General features: G+C 62.2%; 5 protein-coding genes. 2 read left to right on the forward strand and 3 right to left on the reverse strand.

What is annotated here, in order from left to right; genetic code table 11:
- Positions 1–3619, reverse strand: a 3619-nt coding sequence (locus tag ACYVDE_RS12540) for a cellulase family glycosylhydrolase (RefSeq protein ID WP_460501885.1), incomplete at its 3' end; no start/stop codon positions are given.
- The gene (locus ACYVDE_RS12545; protein WP_460501886.1) at positions 3588–3797 is read right to left on the reverse strand and encodes a hypothetical protein; all 210 of its coding nucleotides are present in this window, start codon (positions 3795–3797) and stop codon (positions 3588–3590) included. The genes ACYVDE_RS12545 and ACYVDE_RS12540, both read right to left, overlap by 32 nt.
- Positions 3798–4090: 293 nt before the next feature.
- On the opposite strand from ACYVDE_RS12545, the gene ACYVDE_RS12550 reads away from it, so the two are divergent.
- Complete coding sequence (locus tag ACYVDE_RS12550) at positions 4091–5296, forward strand: homogentisate 1,2-dioxygenase (protein WP_460501887.1); 1206 nt, start codon at positions 4091–4093, stop codon at positions 5294–5296.
- Between the two features lie 66 nt (positions 5297–5362).
- A complete protein-coding gene (locus ACYVDE_RS12555; protein ID WP_460501888.1) occupies positions 5363–5923 on the forward strand; it encodes a hypothetical protein in 561 nt (186 codons plus the stop codon).
- Positions 5924–5993: 70 nt separating this feature from the next.
- Here ACYVDE_RS12555 and ACYVDE_RS12560 read toward each other — a convergent pair.
- A partial coding sequence (locus ACYVDE_RS12560; protein ID WP_460501889.1) for a hypothetical protein occupies positions 5994–6230 on the reverse strand: 237 nt, incomplete at its 5' end.

Genomic DNA, 6230 nt, shown 5'->3' on the forward strand with positions numbered 1-6230 from the left:
CGCCCAGCGCCTGGCAGTTGCTCACGAACACGCCGCCCGTTTGCACCTGCACGGTGCCGGCCACGCTGGTAGCGCCCAGCAGCGTGAGCAGCCCGCCAGGTTGCACCGTGATGCTGTTGTAGCTGCCGCCGGCCGCGAGGCGCTGGCCGTTGGCTACCACCAAATCAGGGCCGGTTACGGCGTTGCGCAGGCTCTGGATGTAGTCGATGTTGGGCTGGCCGAAACCGTAGCCCCAGTTGAAGGCCGTGCTCTTGCTCAGCGCGCCCTTGGTCCCGTTGTAGTCGGTCAGGTCCTGCGCCGGGTTCAGGGGGTAGTGGAAGGTGCCGCCGCCGGCATCGGTGCCATCGGGCGAAGTCATCTTGGCGCCCGTTACCGACAGGTAGAGGGCCGAGGGTACGCCCGCGCTGCCGCCGCCCTTGGTGGCGTAGGTATGGATGGCCCCCGCCACGCCTGTGGCCACGCCGCCGGACTTCACCATCACCATGTCGTACTGCGTGATGTTGAACGAGTTGTTGGTGGCCAGGTTGGTGAGGTATGTGGCGTTATCCAGCAGCAAATCGAGCGTGAAATCCGAGGCGTCCACGTCGGGCACGTAGCCGGTGGGGCCAGCCAGGCGGCGCAGCACAATAGTGGTGCCGCTGCGCAGGTCGCTCCAGAAGGCCGTGTTGTTGAAGCGGTACTTGCCGCCGTTATCGGCCGTGTTGTTGGTTTCGAAGTCTTTCACAATCAGGTTGCGGGCGTCGAAATGGTCCTGAATTACGAGCAGCTCCACGGCGTCCTGGTTGCCGTTGGCGTCGTTCGAGCCGTTGTACACGCGGTTCACCACGATGCCGGGCGGCGCGAAAGCCTGGTTGCGCAGCAGCTGGATGTAGCTGATGTTGCCCGTGCCGAAGCCGTAGCCCCAGTTGCGGCTGGCGCTGGTGCTGCTGGCCGCGCTGCTGCTATTGTAGTCAGCAGTGGTTTGGGCCGGGTTCAGCGGGTAGATAAAGGAACCGGTGCCGAGCGCGGCGCTGGCCACCAGCTTCGGCCCCGTGAGGCCGGTGTAGAGGGCGTTGGTGCTGCCGTTGTTCGATATCAGCGCGTGCACCGGGTTGTCGATGCCGCTGGCGAGGCCGGTTTTCAGCAGCACCATATCGGTCTGGGTCAGGTTGAAATTCTGGCCTGCGTTCGACAAATCGGCCAAGTATGTGGTGTTCTCCATCAGCATATCCAGCGTGAAATCCGAGGCGTCGGTATCCGTCGCGTAGCCAGTGATACCCGAGGCCAGGCGGCGCAGCACGATGGTGGTGCCGATGCGCAAGTCCTTCCACAAGGCGTTGTCTTTGAACTGGATTTTGCCGCCGTTGTCCAGCGTCAGGTTGCTTTCGAAGTCCTTCACAATCAGCCCGCGGATGTCGAGGTGGTCCTGCGTCACGAGCAGCTCCACCGCATCGGTCGAGCCGTCCGACGTCGAGCTGCCGTTGTACACGCGGTTCACCACGATGCCCGAGATGGGCTGCTCCGCAAACGTCAGCTTCGAGAAGTTGAGGCTGGCGCTCACAAGGTCGAATTTCAGCGTCGCATTCGGCGACGCCTCCAGGTACACGTTGTTAATCACCAAATCCTGATAGGTGCCGAAGCCGCCCGTGGCGGGCACTGGCACCACGCCGGTTTTGTCTACGCCATCCACGCTCAGCCGCAGCGAGCCCGTCGAAGTCGCCCCCGTCGACACCCGCACCGTGACGCGGTAGAGGCCGGTGCGCAGCACGTTCACGGTGTATTTCAGCCACTCGCCGGTGGCCGAGTAGCCCACGTTGGTGTAGCCGGCGTCGCCGTTTTCGGTATCCACGCCTTCACTGGGCCGGGGCACGGTGGGGTCCACGGCCGCGCCGCGGTTGGCCGCGTCCGAGTCGTGGTAGGCCACGCCTTCGCCGCCGTTGTCATACTCCACTGCCTTGATGACGCCCGGAATCACGGCCGCCATGCCGGTATAAGGCGTGCGGATGCAGGCGCTCACCTGCACCGGCGTTTTGCTCACCACGATGGTCGTGTCCGGGTTCACCAGCGTCATGGTCACGGTGGGGTTGCCGGCGGTAGCGTAGGTCACGGCCGGCGGGTTTTTGCCGGTGCCGGTGGCCGGCGTGGCACCCGCCCCGAAATTCCAGGTTATCGAAGTAAACTCGCCCAGCACGTTGGCTGAGTACGTTACCGCTTCGGGAGCCGTGCAGGTGAACGTTTTATCCGAAGTGAAGTTGGCCAGCGTGAAGGTCTGGCCGGGATTCAGGTAGGTGGGAGGCAGCGTTTGCTGTGCGTGTTGCAGCGAGTACACGATTTTGCGCGTTAGCGCACCCTGCGCGTTGAACAGCAGCACCAGCGTCGACTGCGCATAAATCTTGTCGTTGTAATCGGTGTTGATGCCGGCCGGCACGTTGATTTTCAGGGCTGCCGCGCCGGACACCGTGGTCCCGTCCAGCTGCACTGTGAAGTCGTAGTCCGTCACGTCGCTTTCGTTCAGCACCATCACGGCGGTGGTGCCGTTGTCGGTGCTGCTGAGGACTTTCACCAGCGACTGGTTGTCGGTGGCGTTCAGGTTGGTGCCGTGCATATTCTCCGCCACCAACTTCTCGTGCCAGAAGGCCGAGCGCGGCTTCACGGTGGCGGCCGTTGGGCCGTCGAGGTAGCCCAAATCGCCGGTGCCGCGCGCCCCGCTGCCCTCATGAATCGACCAGGCCTGCATCGACACGGCCCCGTACTTCATGCCCACGCCAAATATCTCGGCCCAGAACTGCCCGTTCAGAAACGAGTGCACGCCCACGCCCTCCACGGTATTGGCGGCCGGGTTGGCGTAGTCGACGTTGAACTCGGTGAGGGCCCAGCGCAGAGCGTTGGCCCCGGTGCGGTTGTGCAGGGCGTTGGCGTTGGCCATCAGCCCCAGCAGGTTGTTCACGTTGGTGGTCAGGCTGGTGGGGCCGGCCACCACGGCGGCGCGGGTTTGCGTGCCGTTGAAGGGGTAGGTGTGGAAGGAGATGATATCGATGTAGTAGCGCCCGTTGGCATCGGTGCCGGTGATGTCGTTGGCGCCGCCCACCAGCGCGGGCATGTAGCTGTTGTAGCTGGCATTTTCGGGCCCCACGGTCAGGATGTTGGGGTCTACGGCCTTCATGGCCGAGGCGAAGGACTTGATGTAGGCTTCCACGCCGGCTACGGGCACGGGGTTAGGCTGCGAGGAATTGTTCAGGTCGGGCTCGTTACCGATAATCCAGTATTTGATGTTCCGGCCCATCGTGATGTTGACGTACTGCACCACTGCCGCCGCCTGCGCCGCCGTGAACCGCCCGCGCCCCTCCGAAACCGACACCATCGGCTCGGCCCCGATGCGGCGGATGGAGTCAATCAGGGCGATGTACTGGGCATTCGTCACCAGGTTGGAGTTCACGCCGTTGCCGCCAATGCGAATCATACGCACCTTCGACTGCTTCACGATGGGCCACAGCCGGTCGAGCTGCCCGTTGAAAACCTGAGTGCCCAACGCCGTGGGCAGCCAGGCATTCTGGCCGGTGAGGTAGGGCGAAATGGCCTGGCCGAAACCGGCAGTAAGCGTCAGCCAGCTAAGCAGGAGCAGGAATAGCAGTTTCTTCATGGGTGGGAGTAGGGGAGGAGTGAAGCAGGAAAAGCCGGGCCGCCCGCGCAACGGGCACGCCGGGCAGGGCCAGCCGAAAAGCATCGGTGGCAACCAGAATCCAGAAAAACATGGGCTTACGACTGGCAGAGCCAGTGGCAGCCGGGCGCCCAACCACGGGGCGCTGCACGAGTAGCACGGCCGGGCAGAAAGCGGCCAGATGGGGCGAACAGGCGACTAAAGGTATCGGCCTGTTTCGCCTAAAAGCTAGGATTATAGCGGATATAGTTACGAAAACGTTTGCGGTAGCTACAGCTCCCGTCGGTCATCCGGAGCAGAGCGAAGGACCTTATCACCGATGAACGATTTACCAGTAATCAGGCACGCGCAAACGTGATAAAGTCCTTCGCTCTGCTCCGGATGACGGGTAGGCTCCGGCATTTGCCAACGCTCGTTCTTACCTTCACTGCTCCAATCCCACCACCCAACAATATGGCTTATTACCACCGCCTCGGCCAGATTCCACGCAAGCGCCACACCCAGTTCCGCCAGCCCGACGGCTCCCTGTACTCGGAGCAGCTGGTGGGCACGCAGGGCTTCCATGGCGTGTCGTCGCTACTCTACCACGTGCACCCGCCCACCCAGATTAAGCACGTGGGCACGCCCAAGCCCTACGCCCCCAAACTGCTGAAGGACCGTCCGCTCCAGCCCGAGCACCTGCGTACCCTGGCCCAGACCAGCACCGGCGGCGACTACCTGGCCGCCCGCCAGACGCTGCTCGGCAATGCCGACGTAACGATGAGCATCTGCAACCCCACGGATAAGCGGATGGACTACTACTACAAAAACGCCCAGGCCGACGAGGTGATTTTTGTGCATGAAGGCAGCGGCGAGCTCTGGAGCCAGCTGGGCAAAGTCGTGTTCGAGGCCGGCGACTACGTGGTGGTGCCGCGCACGGTCATTCACCAGTTTCACTTCAACGAGGGGCCGGTGCGGCTACTCATCATCGAGTCGTTCAGCCCCGTGGAGACGGTGCGGCGCTACCGCAACCACTTCGGCCAGCTGCTGGAGCACTCGCCCTACTGCGAGCGCGACATTCGCCCACCGAGCGAGCTGATTCAGCAGGATTTGCCTGAGGGCGACTACGTGGTGCATGTCAAGAAAGAGGGCCTGCTACACGAGCTGACCTACGCGCACTGCCCCTTTGATGTGGTAGGTTGGGACGGGTATTTCTACCCCTACGCCTTCAGCATTCACGATTTTGAGCCGATTACCGGGCGCCTGCACCAGCCGCCGCCCGTGCACCAGACGTTCGAGGGGCACAACTACGTTATCTGCTCGTTCGTGCCGCGCTTGTTCGACTACCACCCGCTCAGCATTCCGGCCCCCTACAACCACGCTAATGTCGACTCCGACGAGGTGCTGTACTACGTGGCCGGCAATTTCATGTCGCGCAAGGGCGTCGATTTGGCCTCCTTTACCTGGCACCCCACGGGGCTGCCGCACGGCCCGCACCCCGGCACCGTGGAGGCCAGCCTTGGCAAAAAGGAAACCCACGAGCTGGCCGTGATGGTCGACACTTTCCGCCCGCTCTACCTCACCGAAGCCGCATTGCCCTACGTGGACGGCCGCTACCCGATGAGCTGGAATCCCGGCTTCGTACCCGACCCGCCAAAGTCGGCCGACATGATGGATTAGCGGGTGCAGCGAACTTTTCGCGGCCGGTTATTCGTATATTCAGCATCCGCACCAGATTGGTTGATTATGAAAAAGCAATTCTTTTACGCGCCTGTGCTGCTGCTGCTGCTGGCCATGTTTGGCTGCAAAAAAGAAGACATTATCAAGTCAGTAACCGGCATTCAGACGCTGAATTTCACCATGAATGTGGCGCAGGATTCGCGCATTCCGCCGCCCAGCATCTTCTATACCGGCCTGCCCAAGCCGGTCACCATCATCACCAACTCGGCCCAGGCGTTTCAAACCAACAAAACCACCCGCGATAAGGTGAAGAGCGTGTTGCTCGACCAGATGCAGCTCACGCTGGTGAGTCCGTCGAACCTGAACTTCGACTTTTTGGACACGCTGCGGGTGTACATCAACACGCCCAACGTGAACAACCGGATTCTGCTGGCCAACCTCTACAACCCGCCGCGGGGAGTGAAAAGCCTGACGCTGATTCCGACCACAGCCCGGCTCGAAGAGTACCTGAAAGCCGATACGTACGAGCTGACGGTGTACAGCCGGCAGCGGCCGAACTACTTCATTCGCGACTCCCTCACGGTGCGCTCGGATGCCACCTTCAAAGTAGTGGCCGACCCGCTGTAAGTTTTATCGGCCACAAAAAAGCCCTTTCTGCGCGCGCAGAAAGGGCTTTTTTGTGGCTGGCTGGTTTTGGCTATTTCACCACGGCCAGCTTGTTGAAGTAGTCAATCATGCGGGCCACGTCGGTGGGCTTGTCGTAGAGCAGTTGTTTGGTCATGGCGTAGGCTTTCACGGCGTCATCGCGCTTGCCAAACAGTTTCAGCACGTTATTCTGGCTGAGCTCCAGCGGGCGCAGCGGCTCGTTGGGGTCGTTGCCGGCGCCTACCAGCAGCAGCGGGGCCATGGAGAGGCGGCCGGCCACGGCGTCGGC

This window comes from Hymenobacter agri (assembly GCF_054778495.1).